We start from the raw sequence: 18,829 nt of genomic DNA on the forward strand, positions 1-18,829 counted from the left end.
GGTAGAGCGAGGGTGGCAAGAATACTGCTCCCGGCGTCATCGCCGATGCTGGAGAAGTCATGCCCAACATGGTCTGTATTTCGTGTGGCTGGAGCTTCTCTCTCCGGCCCCAGTCCCCTCGTCAGAAGTACTGCTCAAAAGCTGAATGCCAGCGAGAGCGGCGCCGACTATGGGCCAAGGCGAAGCTGCGCTCGGATCCCGACTACCGGGCCAATCAGTTAGCCGCGCAGCGGGCTTGGCACGCCCGCAATCCAGATTACTGGAAAGCCTATCGAAGCAGGAACGCGGAGCCTCCAACTCAGGATCGCGCCTCGGAGCAAAGTGCAACAAGCGACGCGTCAATTTTTGGAGTCGATGCCGCCTCAGGGCTTTGTTGGGTCGAGATCCATACACGCACCCAGGGCGTCGTGACGCAGACATGGCGAATCGAGCTGTCGCTGAGATCTCGGTCTTTCCCGCAACCATGAACGCGTGCAGATAGAGGACGTCATGGTTGATACCTCGCCAGGTGCGTAATGTCAGGCGGCGTGAGCTTTCGCGTCGCCGAACGGCCGTCCGCCGAGGTACCACGCGATATCGATACAGCGCCCAGCTCATCGGCGCATCGTGGACAGAATGCAGGCCATGCAGCTCGACGTTCCTCAAGATGGTGAAGCACTTAGCAGCCGATTTCGGGCCGCTATGTACGTGCGCATGTCCACGGAGCATCAGCAGTACTCCACGAGCAACCAAAGCGACAAGATTCAAGAGTACGCGGCTCGCCGGGGCGTTGAGATCGTCCGCACGTACGCGGACGAGGGCAAGAGCGGGCTGAGGATCGCCGGAAGAGGGGCGCTGCAGCGCCTGCTGAGTGATGTCGAGAGTGCTCAAGCGGACTTCAGCATGATCCTCGTGTACGACGTGAGCCGTTGGGGGCGCTTTCAGGACGCCGACGAAAGTGCCTACTACGAGTACATCTGTCGCCGCGCTGGCATCCAGGTCTGCTACTGCGCAGAGCAGTTCGAGAACGACGGCTCGCCGGTCTCCACGATCGTCAAGGGCGTCAAGCGCGCGATGGCTGGGGAATATAGCCGAGAACTGTCCGCCAAGGTTTTCGCAGGCCAGTGCCGGCTCGTCGAGCTGGGGTTCCGTCAGGGCGGGCCCGCCGGCTACGGTTTGCGAAGAGTGCTTGTTGATCAACTGGGCAGCGTCAAGACCGAGCTTGCGCGTGGAGAGCACAAGAGCTTGCAGACCGATAGGGTCATCCTGGTTCCGGGACCGGCTCGGGAAGTTCAGGTGGTCAACGACATCTACCGCTGGTTCATCGACGACGGCCTGCACGAGATCGAGATCGCCAAACGCCTCAACGACGGGGGAACGCTTACGGACCTCGGCCGGACTTGGACCCGTGCCACGGTGCGAGAGGTTTTGACCAACGAGAAGTACGTCGGGAATAACGTCTACAACCGCGTGTCCTTCAAGTTGAAGAAGCACCGCGTGGTGAACGAGCCGGAGATGTGGATCCGCAAGGACGGGGCCTTCGAAGGCATCGTTCCGGCCGAGGTGTTCTATACGGCGCAGGGGATTCTTCGAGCACGCTCCCGCCGATTCAGTGATGAGGAGTTGCTCGAGAAGCTAAAAGGTCTCTATCAGCGCCGCGGGCTACTCTCGGGCCTGATCATTGACGAATGCGAAGGCATGCCCTCGGCGGCGGCCTACGCCCACCGTTTCGGCAGCTTGATTCGTGCCTACAAGGCGGTGGGCTTCACGCCTGATCGGGACTACCAGTTCTTGGAGGTGAACAAGTACCTGCGCCGGATGCATCCCGAGATCGTCGCATCGACCGAGCGCGAGATCGCTAACCTCGGCGGCATGCTGGTACACGACCCGGCCACAGACCTTCTCGAGGTGAATAGGGAGTTCACCGTCTCGGTGGTACTGGCGCGGTGCCAGAACCAGGACAACGATCGCCGTCGCTGGAAGGTGCGCTTCGACTCCAGCCTCGCGCCCGACATCACCGTAGCCGTGAGACTTGCGCCGGACAACCAGGTGGTTCAGGACTATTACCTCCTGCCTCACCTGGACTTCGGACTGCCGCGGATCAGCTTGGCTGAACACAACGGGTTCGAGTTCGAGAGCTATCGATTCGACACGCTCGACTACCTCTACGGCATGGCCGAGCAAGCGAAGTTCCGGAGAGCAGCATGACGGTGGATCGGCATGGCCCCGAACTGCGGATGATCCCCATCGACCGCATCCACGTGCTGAGTCCACGAGACCGAAACGCGCGCGTCTTTGCTGAGATCGTTGCCAACATTAAGGCGCTTGGTTTGAAGAAGCCGGTCACGGTAACGCCGCGCTCGGATTCTCGCGGCGAATACTTCCTCCTGATCTGTGGCGAAGGACGATTGAAGGCGTTCCGAACGCTTGGGCACACCGAGATCCCGGCGATGGTTGTTCAGGTGGATGATGAGAGCGCGCTCATCATGAGCTTAGCGGAGAACCTCGCCCGGCGGCAAGGCGGGCCGCTTGAACTCCTGGCTGGAATCGAAAGACTCAAGAAGCAGGGCTACGACCGGCGAACGATTGCCCACAAGACGGGCCTGAGCACAGATTACGTCTACGGAATCCTCGACTTGCTGGAGTCGGGTGAAGAACGCCTTCTAGTTGCCGTTGAACGTGGTCAAGTGCCGCTGAACGTGGCCCTCATCATCGCGGGTGCTGGGGCGGAGGAGAAAGGTGTTCAGCAGGCGCTGCACGAGGCGTACGAAACGGGCCAGCTCCGAGGGAGCCAGCTCTTGATGACGCGAAGAATTCTGGAACGCCGGCGCACGCTGGGAAAGTCTGCAGCCAGGAGTGGGCCCCGCAAGCCGGGATCCATGACGTCGGCCAGCCTGGTGCGCACCTACCAGCATGAGGTCGAGCGCCAGCGGCTCATGATCCGCAAGGCAGAACTTGCCCAGCAGCGTTTGCTGTTTGTGTCCGAGGCTCTGCGCCAACTTCTCGCAGACGAGAACTTCGTCAATCTCTTGCGGGCCGAGGGGTTAGACACCCTGCCCAAGTACTTGGCGGACCGCGTCTGGCCGCTGGGGAGAGCCGCATGAGCAGTGGACCCTTGGGTTTCATTCCAGAGCCGATCACCGTGGCCTTCGAAAAACTTCTTCCGACTCGCCGTCTTCCGAGCGGCTTGGCGGCCGCGAAAAGATTCGAGCGGATGAAGAGCTCTATCGTTGCAGTCGGGCTCATCGAGCCGCTCACCATCGGTCCCGTTGACCGGGTCCTCGGGACCCACATGCTCTTTGACGGCCACCTTCGTGTTCATGCGATGCGGGAACTCGGTATGGGTGATGCGCTGTGCCTGGTCGCGAAGGACGACGAGACCTACACGTACAACAACCGGATCAATCGGCTGTCGACGATTCAGGAACATCTGATGCTCAAGCGAGCCGTCCAACGCGGTGTCTCGATTGAGCGCTTGGCGGAGGCGCTTTCAGTGAACCCCAGTCATATTCAGAAGAGAGTCAATCTTCTGGATGGCATCTGCGGAGAGGCAGCGCTCCTCCTGAAGGACCAGCAGTTCCCCGCGGGCATCGGCGCGGTCATTCGAAAGATGAAGCCCACTCGGCAAATCGAGTGCGTGGAGCTCATGGTCGCAGCCCACAACCTCTCCGTTTCGTACGCCAACGCGCTGCTGATGGCGACTCCGGTTCCGTTGCTGGTCAGCGAGCAGAAGGCCAAAAGAATGGTCGGGATCACCGCCGAGCAGGTGGCCAAGATGGAGAAGGAGATGGGCAATGTCCACGGGCAATTCAAGTCCATCGAGCAGTCCTACGGACAGGACGTTCTGAACCTTGTCCTCGCCAAGGGATATCTCACGAAGCTTTTGGAGAACGAGGCCGTGTTCAAGTTCCTCTTGGCACGTCAGCCGGACGTACTGCGTGAGTTCTCGAATCTTGTCGAGGTCGAATCTCTGGAGAAGTAGAAGATCGATGCACCCGCGGTGCATCCCTGGCCGGGATGGGCGAATGAAGGCGCGGCTCCTTCCCATCCAAGGACTCGAAGTCCCGCATCCATGCCGGAGTTCCGCACGATAGTCCCCTGCGATGGATCGAACTCAAGGCTCCATGTGCGGCTCGGGATCAACTTTCGTGCGGCGCTTCGCCGCGCCTCCGGTTGCAGTATGGCGCTTTCCCTCGAACGGCACTGGGCGCCAAGCCGCTGTTTCCTCAAACTCTGTCCCGTCGATCAGCATCTGGCAACTCGTCCGCGCTATGCGCGCGGCATGAGCGGTCACCGCAACGAAGAAGTGCTTTCGATCCAGGAGCGAGACAAGGCTTGCCGGCCCTTCCTTCTTCCAAAAGCATCTCATCGCAGCGCTTCGACTCGCGAGGAAGAGCGCCCGTCGCAAGTACTGATCTCCGCCGCGGCCAATGTGCCCGAGTCGGGTGATGTCGCCCGAGGAACGTTGGCATGGCACCAAGCCGAGATATGCGGAGAACGATCGACCGGATGTCCATGGCGGTGGATCAGGGATGGATGCGGCAAGCGCGGAGGCTGCACAGAAGCCCACACCCGGAATCGCTCCCAGCACCAGGCTGCGAGGGTGACTGGCGTGCCACCGTTGCAAGGCCTTCCGGGTAGCAACGTTCTCAGCATGGGCCGCTCGCAAGCGTGCAATGCTCGAGCGGATGGAGAACTGCATGTCGACCGGCATGGACCGCACCTCCCTGTCCACCTCTTCATCGGTTGCGCGCCGGAGAGCCGCCACGGTCTTCCAACACACGCAACCCATCTCGAACAGGAAGCCCATCAACTGCGCCCCGCACGCCACTTCCTGTCGCAAGACCAGCTCCCTCATGCGGTGCAGCGATAGCGCGGCAAGCTGATCCCGAGACTTGACCAGCACAGCCCTTGCATCTGGAAGGTGCGCCGCAAGGAGGATCAGCGCGGCGTCCTTCTTGTCATTCTTGGGGCCCATCCTCAAGCGCGCGACAGCGCGCGCATGCAACGGCAGGGGGGTGTGCCCCTGGGAGGCAAAGAGTTCACACCAGTACGCCGCTCCGGCGCAGGCCTCCATCGCGATGATCGAGGGGGGCAGCGATGCGAAGAAGGATTGAAGCTCATCTCTGGTCAGGCTTCGATTGCCCAGGTCGCGCCCATCCTCGGACTGAAGTTGTACCGAGAACAGCCGCTTGGCCAAGTCAAGCCCGACGAAGCGGACTTCCTGTAGATCCATGGCAGCTCCTTCGAAGGTGAGCCGTCCGCATCTTGCTGTCGTCTTCGCCATCACGCCGCGCAGCGCCAAATGGCCCCACGCACTTCGGGCCGCAGCTGCAGATGAACCTCTTCCTCAGCCTGTGTCGCCCCCCCCCGAAACTGTTGGAAGAGTTTTCACACAGACTCGTTGCATATTTCAGCCGCAGCTGACCATGAGGTTCAGCGCTACCTGATCAACCGTTTCGGCAACGTGTGCACCGCGGGGGGCGGCGGGCAAGATCACTGACTGCTCAAGGCTGGAAGCGGGCTATGGGGTGCGTTCAGGCAAGGAAATTCACCAGCACTGCGCCGCGCTCCGCATGCACAAACCTATATAAGAATTGAGTCACGCAACAGGTTAGGTGTCCTTGCATGTTCGGCTTTGCTCGAAAGTCCGTAGCGCCCGCTGCCGCGAGCGCGGTGCAGCTCTATTTCTCGGAGGATGTCGTCATCGTGGCTGCAACGCATCGAAATCTTGCCGGCATTTATTTCGAGCGAGCGGGCGAGACGGTTCGCATCGCTGGTGCCCCATCAGCGCATGAGCTGGGTCAGGCTTTTCAGGCCGCCTTCCGAAGCTTCTCGATGATGGAGGCTGACCTCCGTAATGCGAAGGGCACAGATTGGCCGGCCTTCAAGGCCTCGGGCGCTCGCTCGATCAGGCAGTTCAATGACAAGTTCCGAACCGTCAGCTGCTACAGCCTCAATCCGAGCAACGCGGTCGTTCGCGCGAGTACGCCTCACGCGCGAAATTCTGAAATCGAGTTGTCAACCTCATTCAATCCTCTGATGAGCGCGGAGATCATTGGCGCGCAGTTGCTGCGGCTACTTGCGGTGGCGAAAGCCATGTGAGCCGACCTCCGCTTTCGCTGCGAAGCGGCCAACCGCTTGAGACGAAAACGGCTGTCTTTTCCGCAGTCTCCGCCGTTGATTGCGACTGGGTCCGGCACCTCTGCTGATCGAAGCCCCAAACGTCTGAGATTCCCCGGAGCCAGCGACCGCCGACAGCTTTCAACACGCTGCGACGGTGACTGGGACGGGGAATACATCTTGAGCAAGCCTTGAGCCGGCCCGGCCATAATTGCCGCCCATGCATCTGCTGCTCATCGAAGACGATCTGGACCTCGGCCGCAGCCTGCAGGCCGCTTTCCGCCAGCAGGGCTTGAGCTGCGAGTGGCTGCGCCGCGCCCAGGACGCGCCACTGCAGCTGGCCGACGCTGGCGCCGACTGCGTGCTTCTGGACCTGGGCTTGCCCGACGGCAACGGCTTCGAGCTGCTGGCGCGCTGGCGCCGGGCCGATGCCGCCACGCCCGTCATCGTGATCACCGCCCGTACCGCGCTGGAAGACCGCCTCACTGGCCTGGACGGCGGCGCCGACGATTTCGTCCTCAAGCCTTTTGCCATCCCGGAGCTGGTCTCACGCATCCATGCCGTCGTGCGCCGCAGCGCCCGCCAGGCCCATGAGAGCTGGCAGTTCGGCGATCTGGTCATCGAGCCGCGTAGCCATGCGGTGCGGCTGGCCGGCGAGGCCCTGGCCCTGACCGGGCGCGAATTCCAGCTTCTGGTCGAGCTGGCCCGCGAGCCCGGTGCCGTCGTCGCCAAGGGCCGCATTGCCCAGCGCCTCGAGCCCCTGGGCGAGGCCGTCGACGCCGCCACGCTGGAGATGCACGTCAGCAATCTGCGCAAGAAGATCGGTGCCGAGCGCATCCGCACCGTGCGCGGCATCGGCTACCAGCTCGTCGCGTGAGCGCCATCGCACGGCCGGCCGTGGTGTCCCCATGAAAGCCTTGTTCAAGCCGCTGTGGCGGCCCACGCTGCTGCGCCGCGTGCTCGGCGCCCTGCTGCTGGCCTTCGTCCTGGCCGGCATCGCCCTGCTGGCGCTGGACTTCGCCGAATTCAAGCTCGGCATGGCCAAACGGTCCGGCGTACAGGCCCTGGCCGACAGCATCGCCGCCTCGTTGGCCGATGTCGGCGAAGGCCGCGACGCCGCCATCATCATGCAGACGCGCGCCCGCGAGCTGAACAGCATGCGCCGCGAGGGCGGCATGCTGCCGGGTGACGTGGAATTCAGCCTGCGCGACAGTGCCGGCCAGGAGACATTCGCCACCCGTGGCGCCGCCCGCGCCGGCCCCGCCTCGCACTGGATGGCCCAGTCCAGCAGCGGCCGCTGGCGGCTCACGCTGGCCGAACCCCGCGTGGACGATGCCACCGTGCTGGGCTGGTATGGGCGCGACCTGCTGGTCTCGCTGCTGCTCGCCTTTCCCCTCGTGCTGCTGCCGCTGTGGATTGCCGTGCGCCGCGGCATGTGGCCGCTGAACCGGCTGGCCGACACGGTGGCCAGGCGCGACGCGCAGGACCTGTCGCCGCTGGGCTTCACGCCCGAGCACGACGAGCTCAAGCCGCTGGCCAGCGCCTTCGACGACCTGCTCGCGCGGCTGCGCGCCCAACTGCAGCGCGAGCGCGCCTTCGTGCAGGACGCCGCCCACGAGCTGCGCACACCCATGGCCGTCGTCGCGGCCCAGGCGCATCTGCTGGCCCATGCGGGCGACGAAGACGAACGCCGCCAGGCCGCCGCGGCACTGGAGGCTGCTCTGCAGCGGGCTTCCCATCTGAGCCGCCAGCTGCTGGCGCTGGCCAGCCTGGACGACGGCCGAGGCGCTGCGGAAGAGGCGCTGGACGTTGCCGCCATCGTCCAGCAGGCTCTGGCCCAGGCCGCGCCGCGCGCCCTCGACCTGGGGCTGGAGCTGTCCCTAGACGCGCCCCCGGCCCTGACCGCACGGCTGGATCACGCGGCCTTTGAATCGGTGCTGAACAACCTCGTCGACAACGCGCTGCGCTACGTGCCGCGCGGCGGGCGGATCGCCGTCACGCTGCAAGGCGGCGCCACCAGCCTCAGGCTCAGCGTGGCCGATGACGGCCCCGGCATTCCACCGGCGCAGCGCGAAGCCGCCTTCGAGCGCTTCTGGCGCGGTGCGGCCGGCAGCACCGTCAGCGGCACCGGCCTGGGCTTGGCCATCGTGCGGCGCGCGGCGGCGCGGTTGGGTGGCCGCATCTGTATCGAGGACGGGCTCGACGGGCGCGGCTGCGCCTTCGTGTTCGAACGCGACCGAGCCGGCAGTCCGGACTGAGCTGGCCCCGCGAGCCGCATGGCGCATCTTTGGCGAGCCTTGGGCTTGGCTGCGAAGAATCAAGGGCGTCTCCACTTCGACGCCTTCACATGCGCTTGCTTCGCATCTTCATCCTGACCGCCGCCGTGGCCGCCCTGGCCGCTTGCGGCGGCGGCTCCAGTTCCAACGCCGCAGCGCCGCTGCAGAAGGCTGCCGACGCGGCTGTGGCCGGCGGCTTGGCCGGTGTCACCCTCGAACACCTGACAGCCGACGACGACTCGACCCAGGTGCTGGCCGGCCAGCGCCAGGTCGGCAGCTCCGACAAGATCCAGGCCGGCGACAGCTTCATGATCGGCTCCATCACCAAGGCCATGACGGCGGCCCTGGCCGGCCGCCTCGTCGAGCAGGGCCGCATCGCCTGGACGACGACGCTGGCCGAGGCCTTGCCCGAGCTCGCGGCGGGCATGCTGCCGGCCTACCGCAACGTCACGCTGGAGCAGTTGCTGGCCCACCGCGGCGGCGTGCTCGCTTTGAACAACCGCGAGGACATCGAACGCTTCGCGGCCTATCTGGGGAGCTACGCCGGCACGCTGCCCGACACGCAGGCCGACCGCCAGCGCTTCTTCGCCACCTGGCTGCTGGCCCAGCCGCCCGCGGTGCCGCCGGGTCGGGACTTCCACTACTCCAACGCCGGCTATGCGCTGGCTGCCCTGATGCTGGAGGCGCGCGCCGGCCGCTCCTATGCCGATCTGTTCGAGCAGGAGCTGGCCAAGCCGCTCGGCATCACGGTGAGCTGGACGCTGGCAGACACGCGCTTCGCCAACCGCCCCGTCGGCCATGCCGGCGCCAAGGGCAAGCTGAGCGCCATCACGCCCGAGGACAGCGACACCGCGCGCTGGCTGGCCCTGCTGCATCCCGGCGGCGTGGGCACGACGATGACGGCCGACAGCTACGCGACCTGGGTGAACTGGCATCTGCGCGCTCTGCGTGGCGAAAGCACGCCGCTGGCAACGGGCTATCTGCGGCGCATCCAGGCGCTGGGGCGCGGCGAGTACGCCCTGGGCTGGATTGCGGCCGACCTGGACGGCCGCCCCGTGCTCGCCCACGACGGCGAATGGCGCGGCTTTTCCACCGAGGTCGTCATCGATCTGAAGGGCCGCAGCGCCAGCTTCGGCTTCACCAACACCGAGGCCGACGACGGGACCTGGACCCTGACTTTGCTGAACCATGTCCTGCTGGACATTGAACGCGCCTTGCCCCCGCAATGAAAGCCCTGCCCGTGCTGTTGATGACCGCCGCCTTCGCGGCCCAGGCCGCCCCACCGGCCGAGCTGCCGCCCGTCGAGGTGCAGGGCGAAAGCAGCGCCAGCCGCGAACAGCAGACGGTGGCCGACCTGCTGCGCGTGCTGGACGTCTTCGAACGCGAGAAGGCGACCTACGCGCCGCGGGCCGAGCTGCGCATCCGCGTGCTGCCGCGCCGCGACCCGGGCGATGAGCCCGCGCTGGAACTGCGCTACGGTGCGGTGCGCCAACCCGTCATTCTCGATGCCCTCGGGCGCTTCGCCATCCCGGCCGGCTGGCACCAGCTGCCGCCCGATGCCCTCGTGCGCAGCCGCTTGGCGGCCGGCCGTCTCGCCTGGGCTGTGGACGTGCGGACGCCGGAACTGCCGGAACACACGCGGCGCCTGGGCGATCTGCGCCTGGAGTGCCGCGCCGACCTCTACGGTGGTGCGCTGGCGCGTGGCATCAAGCCGCCGGCCTTCTATGCGCTGCGGGCGGCGACCAACGTCTGCATGAGCGGCCAAGTCACGATCGGCTTCTTCGCCGACGAGGCGGTGTTCGCCGCCCAGGTTAGCGAGGGCGGCCGCCACGCCGAGCTTCCCTATCGCTGGATGCATGGCAGCGAGATGGGCCATAGCAGCCTGATGTTCAACCTGCTGGACTGGCCTTTTGCCTTGCGCGACCGCTTCGTCGTGCTGCCGCCGGACAAGTGGAAGGCCTGGTCCCACGATGCCCTTGTCGAACTGGAGGCAATGACGCCATGAAACGCCTCTTGATCATCGGCCTGTGCGCCGCGCTCGCGGCTTGCACCACCGTCGGCAACGGCCGCGTGCAGACGCTGCAGGCCGCCGAGGCCGGCCAGCTGCTGCAACTTGGCAAGACGACGCTGGCCGAGGCCGAGCGCCTGCTTGGCCCCGGCACGATGCTGCGCTTCTACAACGGTTGGACGACGATCCACTACGTCTACCGCGATGGGCCGCCCCGCTTTCTGGACTTTGTGCCCGTCATCGGCCTCGTCACTTCGGCCCTGGACACGCCGGAGACCGAGCTGGTGCTGCTGTTTGACGATCAGGGCCTGCTGCGCAAGTTCAGGCTGAGACGCTGAGGGCAAAAGCTGGCGGCGGAAGAAGTCCACCGTCGCCCCCACCCAATGCGCCGTCGCCGCCGGCCGGTCGAAGCCCTCGGGCTCGCAAAACCAGATCGCACTCCAGCCGTTCCAGCTTGTCGGCCGCAGCCGGCAGGGCGCGAAGGTCGGCGCCTTTTCTGACTTCCGCTCACAGCCTGAAGCCCGGTCCAACGTCGCGGCTGACCCACAAACTATCGGGTAGCAATCGCACCAAGCCCCAGAAGCGCTGAACGACAGTTCGGCCCTTGTGGCGTGGCACCATGCGCTCAATGACGACGGAGGCATTGCCGAGGTCGCCATGACGTTTCCCACCTTGGAGTTGCGCACGCTCATCGGGCAAATGTCCGACCTTCGCCTCCGACCCCGTGGCGATACTTACCAGGGCGTCGTCGACTCCAATGATGCGTTGCAGGAGGCCATTGAACATCTGCGGACGCTGTACCGGCGCCCCGACGTGATGCTGGTCACCGGGAATCTCGTCGACGAGGGTCGCCCCGAGGAATACGAAGTTGCTCGGTAACTGCTCGCGAGGATGACCCCTGGGCCGAGATCGACGTCGAAGAGATGGGAACGGGCTTGTGCTGCGCAGTCGTAGCGATTGGGTGCTTATTTCGGCCGCCGCTAACCGCGAGGTGTGGTGCGAGTTGATCAATCGTTTCGGCAACGTCTGCACCCTGCAGGTGGGGGTCAAATCACTGGCTACTCAAAGCTGAAAGCAGCTGGCCGAGGCTGACCGTAGGATGACCCGTTCGCGAAAGTGGACGCGCCGCGGCACGCACAAAGAGGTGCTATCAATTCACTTCTGAGCGGGGGTTCCTTTGTGTCGTGTCCCCGCGGGCTCGCGCCCATCAGCCAGCAAGAGCACCGGGAGGTGCCCCTATGCTGGCAATAGACCTGCTCCAGGAGTGGCAGCGCGCAGAAGCCGTTTGCTTCGACGCCTATCGAGCGATGTATTCCAAGGTGAAGAGCGGCGCTTACGTGGACGCCAAAGAGTTGGCCCGTTTGGCACAGCTGTCGCACGAAGCCAGGCAGGTCGCAGGCACCGAGCTGCCGCAGCCGCCACATCCCACGCGGTGACTTGGCGCGTGGTCCGCTTTCGCTCCATAGCCGTCCATCTGGCTTCGCTGCGCACGTTGTCGAACTTGGTGCTCAACATCACCGAAATGCGCACTCGTCAAGGAAGCAGTCGGCTAGAGCTGGCCGTCATGATCCCTGGTCAAGATCTAGGCGGGTAGTCTGTCGCCACATTGGCCGCAGAGGCTGCAGGCCTCGCGCTTGACCGCGGGAACACGTATGGACGCCGTTCGTGATCAAGTTGCTTGGCATGTGAGCCACGACTTGCGACTATGCCGATCCAATCGGCCCAGCGAACCTCTCGAAGTGCTTTCGGGACTACGCCAGGCTTGCGTCTCTCTCCCCGACTCGTGATCGATGAGCAGTCACCCTTCATTCCTCAAGATTCTTGTACTGGCCTTCCCGTTCACACTGGCCGCGTGCGGGACGCCGCCGGTGCCCTACGTGCCACCCAAGGACGTGCCCGTTGCCCAGATTCGCGCCGCAATGATGTTGCCTAGTTCCCACGCGAGCATCTCGATTCGACCGGGGATGGAAGCCTCGGGGCGGTTCCATCCGTTCTTCCTGGGACATGGACACCCGGAGCCAACACCGTATCGCGATCTCGAAGCCAATCAGTACTTCGCTTTGTACTACGACGAGTCTCTGCCCGCAGGGGAGCGATGCGAGATCAGGGCTGCCTTTGTACTGGAACCGGGCAAGCGGTACACACTGTGGGGCGGCGCCCACTTCGAGCCATCGAAGCTGTGGGGGCAGATCCGCAGTTGCCAGCTCCATTTGAAGGACGACAGCACAGGTCTCGAGGTACCGATGCTCAAGCGCTGAGCATTTAGCCGCCTAAGTCGCGAACGGTGCGGTGACCTCGAGCAGCCAGCGTGACGTCAGAGCCTCGGGTTACGCGCGAGCGGAACGACCGCGAGCGCGCGAGTTAGTCGTCACGCCATACTGGAGCGAACGCGGAGGAACGGTTGCCGTCAGTCGTCCGCCGCGTGGGGTGTGCATACGGGGCGCTGGACGCGTGTGCTGACGGGCCGCTCGAGGGCGTTTGGCATGAAGTTCCGGCCAGGCGCGTTTCGGGGCATCCTCGGTCGGCCGGTGTCGGAACTGGCCGACCAGTCGCTGCCGCTGGCCGCACTTTTCGGCGCCGATGCGCTCGTCTTGAACGAAGTGCTGGACTGCGCGAACGCGGAGGCAATCGCCCTCGCCTCAGACCTCCTGCGCTCGCCTGCCCGCGCTGGACGAGCCTGCGCGGCTCGCTGGCCGCATCGTCGACTGCGCCGCCGAGGACCTCGAGTTGCACTCGGTCTATGCGCTCGCGCGCCGCTTCGCCACGAGCGTGCGCGCGCTTCAGCGCCCGTTCAATGACCATGTGGGCGTGGGCCCGAAGTGGGTCATCAAGCGCTATCGCATGCACGAGGCGATGGCGCGCATGCAGGCCGAGCAACCTGCCGTGGGCGGCGCTGGCGCAGGATCTAGGCCACTTCGACCAGGCCCATTTCAGCGCCGACTTCCGCCGGCTGGTCGGCAAAACGCCAGGAGACTACGCGCGCGCCATGCGCGAGGCTTAGAGCTTCTCCGGCCAAATGCAGTCGACCCGCGGCCGATCGATTCTGGCCGCCGAAAGACGTTCTCAGCGTAGGCTCATGAGTTGCACGTGAAGCTGCGCATCGTCGACTTAGCGCTGCGCGGGCTCTTCATCGAGGCCTTCCTGCTTGCGCACTTCGGTGAATCTGATCGGCTTACCGGGCAACGCTTTCGCGTTCGGGCGCTCAAGGCTCCGGCCAAACAAGCTGTCTATACTGCCTGGAGCTCTCTTCGGGAGCAGGGAGACCCCGGTGAGCGCAAGTACCGCCGCAGCAAGGCTCAATGCCGATCGCCCTTGGCACGCCGTCCAGTTCTACGACAGCGATGAATTCCTGGTGGACGACGTTGCCGACTTCGTAGAGAACGCCTTGGTGCGGGGCGATGCCGTGGTGCTCATCGCAACGCTTGAGCATCGCGCGGCGCTGGAGGCGCGATGGCAAGGTGCTCACACGCCGTGCGCATCTACGGACGAATCTGGCGATTTGATCGCACTCGACGCCCGCGAGACGCTGGCACGATTCATGGTGCGAGGGCGACCTGATGAAGCCCTCTTTTTAGCGACTGTAGGGGCCCTTGTGAGAAGGGCTTCGCTAGGTGGAACTCGTCGAGTTTCTGCCTTCGGCGAGATGGTCGCTGTATTGGTATCAGACGGGAACATCGACGCAGCGCTCGAGCTTGAGCAACTCTGGAACAAGTTGGGTGCGGCGAGTCCGCTGTCTCTGCTGTGCGCCTATCCCCTCCATTTGTTCAGCAGCGCCGAAGAGGTTCAGTCCTTTCGCGACGTTTGCGCTTCACATGGCAAGGTCTATGCAGCGCATACCTCGTTGCTGAGCACGGACTTGAGGCTAGAAGCGCTGACGCTGGCAGAGTTGCAACAACGGACGCTCGCGCTTCAGAACGAGGTCGAACGCCGCCGGGCCGTCGAGCGCGCTCTGCGCGATCGCGAGGCTGAACTATCCGACTTTCTGGAGAATGGCGTCGAAGGCCTGCACCGTGTTGGAGGCGACGGCACGATTCTCTGGGCCAACCGGGCTGAGCTGGACATGCTGGGCTACACGGCTGAGGAATACGTTGGCCGGAATATCGCGGAGTTCTATGTGGACCGCGATCTCATCGCGACCATCCTCCAGCGCCTGGCTGCGGGCGAAGTACTTTACAACCAGCCGGCCGTGCTGCGCTGCAAGGACGGCTCGATCCGCCACGTCCTGATCCATTCGAACGGGCACTTCGAGAACGGCAAGCTCGCCTACACGCGTTGCTTCACGCGCGACGTCACGGCGCACCATATGCTCGAGCGCGTCGAACACGAGCGCAATGGCCTGCTGATGCAGGCGCCGGTCGCTGCGGTGCTCTTGGATGGCCCGCAACACGTGTTCCACCTCGCCAATCGCCGCTTTTGCCAGCTTGTCGGGCGAAATGATCTCGTCGGCAAAGCTTGCGTGGCGGCCTTTCCGGCTCTCGACGGTTCGGAGTTGCTCAGCGTGCTTGACCGCGCCTTCATGACGGGAGAGCCGTTTGTCGCTGAGGAGTATCCGTTGCGGATTCCGGTCAACGACGGCGCCGAATCGATGGATCGTTATTTCAAGTTCAACGTACAGCCAATGCGCGCGCTGAACGGCTCGGTCTACGGGATGATGGCAGTAGCCGTCGATGTCACCGAACTCGTCAACGGCCGCCGCGCAGTCGAGCGCGTCAACGCAGAACGTGCACGTCTCCTCGAAGATCTGCAGCACGCTGGAAGGGCCAAGGATGAATTTCTGGCGATGCTTGGGCACGAACTGCGCAATCCGCTAGCCCCCATCGTCACTGCCCTGCATTTGATGAAGATGCGCGGAGATGTCGCGAGCTCCAAGGAGCAGGCGGTCATTCAACGCCAGGTCGACCATCTAGTGCGCTTGGTCGACGATCTGCTCGACGTGTCGCGTATCACGCGCGGCAAGGTTGATCTGCGCAAGGAGACAATAGCGATCGCACAGGTGGCGATGAAAGCAGTCGAGATGGCGAGCATGCTGCTCGAGCAGCGGCGCCATCACTTGACCATCGACGTGCCGGCAGTGGGCCTCACCTGGCATGGGGACGCTACTCGGCTGGCCCAGGTGATCGCCAATCTACTGACCAATGCGGCGCGCTATACAGAGCCTGGCGGCGATATCCGCTTGCGCGCGCGTCGGGACGGCGACGATATCGTCATCACCGTGCTCGACAACGGGCGCGGCATGGAGCCCGAGCTCCTTGCCCGCGCCTTCGAGTTGTTCTTCCAAGGGCAGCAGCGAGTCGATCGGGCCGAAGGTGGTCTGGGTATCGGTCTCGCGCTCGTCAAGAACCTGGTGGAACTGCATGGCGGCACCGTTATGGCACGCAGCGAGGGTGTTGGTAAGGGCTGTGAGGTGATCGTGAGGCTTCCCATCGAGCTACCCGATTCGGATCCAGCCGCGGAGCGACGCCCCCTTGCAACCTACGATGCCGGCGAGAGCAGCAGGTATCGCAGGATTCTCATCGTTGACGATAACGTGGACGCAGCGGATTCGCTCGCCGCGGTGCTCGAGTCACGCGGCCATGAGGTGAAGGTGGTGTATGACCCGATGGCCGCCATCCACCTTGCCGCACAGTTCGTTCCGCATTGGACGCTGCTTGACATTGGCTTGCCTGTGATGGATGGCTATGAACTCGTCGGCCAACTTCGAGAGTTGCTTTCGGCTGACGGCTCCCACTTCGTTGCGCTGACTGGCTACGGCCAGTTGGGTGATCGTGAACGCAGCGCTTCGGCCGGATTTCATCATCACCTCGTGAAGCCGGTTGACCTCGACGAACTCCTGCAACTTGTGGAAGGTGCGCCCTCTGCGCCGTGAGGCGATTCGGAGCCCAAAGTCGGGTACTCGAGTTCCAGCAGGTGGCATCTGCCCGGCGGGGACAATGCGCCGCGGCTCAGCACGAATCGGCTGGTCACAGGTTCATGCTGTTCCGCCGGCCTCTTTACCTGTTGAATGGCCCTGCGCCTCGCCCCCATCAAGCCACCCAGAGTGCGGCACACATAACCAGCCCCGCTCTCGCCCCTCCCGGCGTTAGGTGACGATTGACCGACGAGTCGGCTCAGCAAGCAGGACTTTTGGCCGAACTCAATGATCCAGTACTTCACGCAGCTTGGCTGCGAGATCGTCAAAGGAGAATGGCTTCGGGATGAGCTGGACGCCCTTGTCCAATCGGCCATTGTGAACGATCGCATTGCGCGCATACCCCGTGGTGAAGAGCACCTTGATCCCCGGCCACATCCGCTGCGCATGCGCCACGATGTCGGCGCCGGTCATGCCGCCGGGCAGGACAACGTCAGTGAACACCAGGTCGACCCGGCCCGCCTTCAGCCGCTCCAGCGCGGACGGACCGTCGACCGCTTCAATGACGCGATATCCGAGTTCGCGCAGGACGCTTGCGGCGTAGTCGCGCACGTCAGGATCATCTTCAACGAGCAGAACGCTCTCTCCCGAGGCCGACGCCGTCACGACCGTTTCCTGCTTCGTGGCTGAGGCCTCCGGCGCGTCGTAACGCGGCAGATAGATCTTCACGGTGGTCCCCGAACCTAGTTCGGAATAAAGTTTCACGTGGCCGCGCGACTGCTTGGCGAAGCCGTAGACCTGGCTCAGGCCAAGGCCTGTACCCTTGTCGACAGGCTTGGTCGTAAAGAACGGTTCAAACGCACGGGCAAGGGTTTGCGCGTCCATGCCCGTGCCGGAGTCCGTCACGCCGATCTGTACGTAGTCGCCGGCTGTCACTTCGGCGTGACGCGACGCGTAGGCCTCATCCAGCCGCATATTGGCCGTCTCGATCGTCAAGTTACCGCCATCCGGCATCGCGTCGCGCGCATTCACGGCTAGGTTGACCAGGGCGCTCTGAAGCTCGTTCGGATCGGCCTCCACCCTCCAGAGCGGGTCGGCCAAGACGGTATTCAGGATGACGGTTTCCCCGAGCGATTGCTTGAGCAACTCACAGGCACGCAGAACCATGTCGTTGACATCGATTGGTTGGGGATTTAGCGGCTGACGGCGTGCAAACGCGAGGAGGCGCTGGGTAGAAGCCGCCGCTCGTCTCGCAGCCGACATGGCGGACGATGCGGCGCGGCGCTGTACTGTCAGATCCGGCGGCAGCGTTCGCATCAGCAGCTCCATGCCACCAACGATGACCTGCAGGAAATTGTTGAAGTCATGGGCGATGCCCCCGGTGAGCTGCCCAAGCGCTTCCAACTTTTGGGCCTGACGGAGCGTATCCATGTGCTGAACCAGTTCCTCGGTACGGAGTCTCACTTGCTCCTCCAGGTGAGTGTTCAGCTCACGCAGCGCTGTCTCCGCATGGCGTCGCTCCTCGACTTCGCGCTGCATGGCCTCAAGCAGTCTGAAGTTGTCGATCGCGATGCCAGCTTCGCCGGCCAAGCCCGCGAGATTGCGCTCGGACCCTTCCGTGAAAACCCCGGGTTTGGAATGGCCGAAAAAGAGGCCCCCAAGGACCTCGCCGGATCGGGATGTCACGGGCACGGCCAAGTAGCTCCGCACGGGCAGATGGCCTTCCGGCATTCCCTTTCGCGGCGCATTGCGCCCGTAGCGGGGATCGAGCGTGATGTCGTCGGACCGGACGATGCTCTGGCCGGTGAACGTTGGCGCAAAGACGTCTGTGTTGCGCGGCATTGGAAACTTCGAGAACGCCTCTCGCGGTGCACCGGAGAGCGTGTAGAGCATATAGCTCTGCCCTTCTTGATTGACCACGTTGTAGAAAAAGGCGCCGAACTCCGCACCGCAAAGTGCGACACCCGCATCGGTCACGGTCTGCACCAGTTTGTCGATGTCGTTCTCGCGCGCGAGCGCCGCGCCGGCCCGATTCAATAACTCCAGGGCGCGAGTCTGCTCTACCAGCGCCAACTCCATTTCCCGGTGCTCGGTCCGGTCACGCAGGATCTTGACGAACCCACCCGAAGGGTCCTCTTGATAGAGAAGGCTGGTTTCTCCGATGGCCCAGATCCGCTTGCCGTCCTTGCGTATGCGCCATCCCTCCGCGCCCGCCGTCACTTTGGCAGCAGCCTCGGCGATCTCCGCCAGAAACGCGGGGGCTCCGCCTGCCTCCTCGGGAAAGATTCGACCAAGCGATTGCCCAAGCATTTCCTCCTCGGACCAACCGAGGAGCGCCGTCGCACCCTCGCTCCATCCTGTAACCAAACCCTCGGCGTCGAGTGTGACGATTGCTGTTGCAGTCGCCCTGTTGACGATGCGGCGAAAGCGGTCAGCGACCGCCCACGCGTCGCTCGTGGCGTCGCCGTGCGACAAGACATGCGTCAGCGGAACTTGTCGAGAGCGCTTGTCCATGGGCTCGTAAGTATTTATGGCACTGGTCGTCCACAATTTTGACCACGACGCCGTCATCACGACAAGGTCTATGGCTTCGCG

At 64.0% G+C, this 18,829-nt stretch carries 16 protein-coding genes; 14 read left to right on the forward strand and 2 right to left on the reverse strand.

All coding sequences use genetic code 11. The annotated features are described in order from the left end of the window. Positions 1–624: 624 nt before the first annotated feature. The 3 genes from ACEN96_RS08860 to ACEN96_RS08870 are packed head-to-tail and all read left to right on the forward strand — an operon-like array spanning position 625 to position 3,961. Positions 625–2,187, forward strand: a complete 1,563-nt coding sequence (locus tag ACEN96_RS08860; RefSeq protein WP_495587656.1) for a recombinase family protein — start codon at positions 625–627, stop codon at positions 2,185–2,187. Then, positions 2,184–3,083 carry a plasmid partitioning protein RepB C-terminal domain-containing protein gene (locus tag ACEN96_RS08865; protein ID WP_495587657.1) on the forward strand — a complete coding sequence of 300 codons (900 nt, stop codon included), beginning with the start codon at positions 2,184–2,186 and terminating at the stop codon, positions 3,081–3,083. Before ACEN96_RS08860 ends, ACEN96_RS08865 begins: the two co-directional genes overlap by 4 nt. After that, entirely contained in the window at positions 3,080–3,961 is an 882-nt protein-coding gene (locus ACEN96_RS08870; protein ID WP_495587658.1) for a plasmid partitioning protein RepB C-terminal domain-containing protein, read from the forward strand. Before ACEN96_RS08865 ends, ACEN96_RS08870 begins: the two co-directional genes overlap by 4 nt. Before the next feature lie 132 nt (positions 3,962–4,093). Here ACEN96_RS08870 and ACEN96_RS08875 read toward each other — a convergent pair whose 3' ends face one another. Next, on the reverse strand, positions 4,094–5,215 hold the full coding sequence (locus ACEN96_RS08875) for an IS110 family RNA-guided transposase (protein ID WP_495587659.1): 1,122 nt from the start codon (positions 5,213–5,215) through the stop codon (positions 4,094–4,096). A 392-nt stretch (positions 5,216–5,607) separates the two neighbouring features. Between ACEN96_RS08875 and ACEN96_RS08880 the strand changes: the two genes are divergently transcribed. The 11 genes from ACEN96_RS08880 to ACEN96_RS08930 all read left to right on the forward strand — a co-directional run bounded on the left by ACEN96_RS08880 (position 5,608) and on the right by ACEN96_RS08930 (position 16,252). After that, on the forward strand, positions 5,608–6,084 hold the full coding sequence (locus ACEN96_RS08880) for a hypothetical protein (RefSeq protein WP_495587660.1): 477 nt from the start codon (positions 5,608–5,610) through the stop codon (positions 6,082–6,084). 238 nt (positions 6,085–6,322) lie between these two features. Continuing rightward, complete coding sequence (locus tag ACEN96_RS08885; RefSeq protein WP_495587661.1) at positions 6,323–6,979, forward strand: response regulator; 657 nt, start codon at positions 6,323–6,325, stop codon at positions 6,977–6,979. Positions 6,980–7,010: 31 nt separating this feature from the next. Then, entirely contained in the window at positions 7,011–8,360 is a 1,350-nt protein-coding gene (locus ACEN96_RS08890; RefSeq protein ID WP_495587662.1) for a sensor histidine kinase, read from the forward strand. 89 nt (positions 8,361–8,449) lie between these two features. Continuing rightward, positions 8,450–9,607 carry a serine hydrolase domain-containing protein gene (locus ACEN96_RS08895; protein ID WP_495587663.1) on the forward strand — a complete coding sequence of 386 codons (1,158 nt, stop codon included), beginning with the start codon at positions 8,450–8,452 and terminating at the stop codon, positions 9,605–9,607. Beyond that, positions 9,604–10,383 carry a hypothetical protein gene (locus tag ACEN96_RS08900; protein WP_495587664.1) on the forward strand — a complete coding sequence of 260 codons (780 nt, stop codon included), beginning with the start codon at positions 9,604–9,606 and terminating at the stop codon, positions 10,381–10,383. Before ACEN96_RS08895 ends, ACEN96_RS08900 begins: the two co-directional genes overlap by 4 nt. Beyond that, positions 10,380–10,724: a hypothetical protein gene (locus ACEN96_RS08905; RefSeq protein ID WP_495587665.1), complete on the forward strand. Its 345-nt coding sequence runs from the start codon at positions 10,380–10,382 to the stop codon at positions 10,722–10,724. The genes ACEN96_RS08900 and ACEN96_RS08905 overlap by 4 nt, the downstream gene beginning before the upstream one ends. Before the next feature lie 319 nt (positions 10,725–11,043). Then, on the forward strand, positions 11,044–11,265 hold the full coding sequence (locus tag ACEN96_RS08910) for a hypothetical protein (RefSeq protein WP_495587666.1): 222 nt from the start codon (positions 11,044–11,046) through the stop codon (positions 11,263–11,265). A 359-nt stretch (positions 11,266–11,624) separates the two neighbouring features. Continuing rightward, complete coding sequence (locus ACEN96_RS08915; protein WP_495587667.1) at positions 11,625–11,822, forward strand: hypothetical protein; 198 nt, start codon at positions 11,625–11,627, stop codon at positions 11,820–11,822. 354 nt (positions 11,823–12,176) lie between these two features. Next, a complete protein-coding gene (locus ACEN96_RS08920; protein WP_495587668.1) occupies positions 12,177–12,644 on the forward strand; it encodes a hypothetical protein in 468 nt (155 codons plus the stop codon). Between the two features lie 120 nt (positions 12,645–12,764). Continuing rightward, positions 12,765–13,184: a DUF6597 domain-containing transcriptional factor gene (locus ACEN96_RS08925; RefSeq protein WP_495588583.1), complete on the forward strand. Its 420-nt coding sequence runs from the start codon at positions 12,765–12,767 to the stop codon at positions 13,182–13,184. Between the two features lie 470 nt (positions 13,185–13,654). Then, positions 13,655–16,252 (forward strand): ATP-binding protein, encoded by a 2,598-nt coding sequence (locus ACEN96_RS08930; protein ID WP_495587669.1) that lies wholly within the window; start codon positions 13,655–13,657, stop codon positions 16,250–16,252. Positions 16,253–16,519: 267 nt separating this feature from the next. Here the strand turns inward: ACEN96_RS08930 and ACEN96_RS08935 are convergent, their stop codons facing one another. Continuing rightward, complete coding sequence (locus ACEN96_RS08935) at positions 16,520–18,748, reverse strand: response regulator (RefSeq protein ID WP_495587670.1); 2,229 nt, start codon at positions 18,746–18,748, stop codon at positions 16,520–16,522. Positions 18,749–18,829 lie beyond the last annotated feature (81 nt).

It is taken from the genome of Roseateles sp. Mitsp63 (assembly GCF_059491535.1).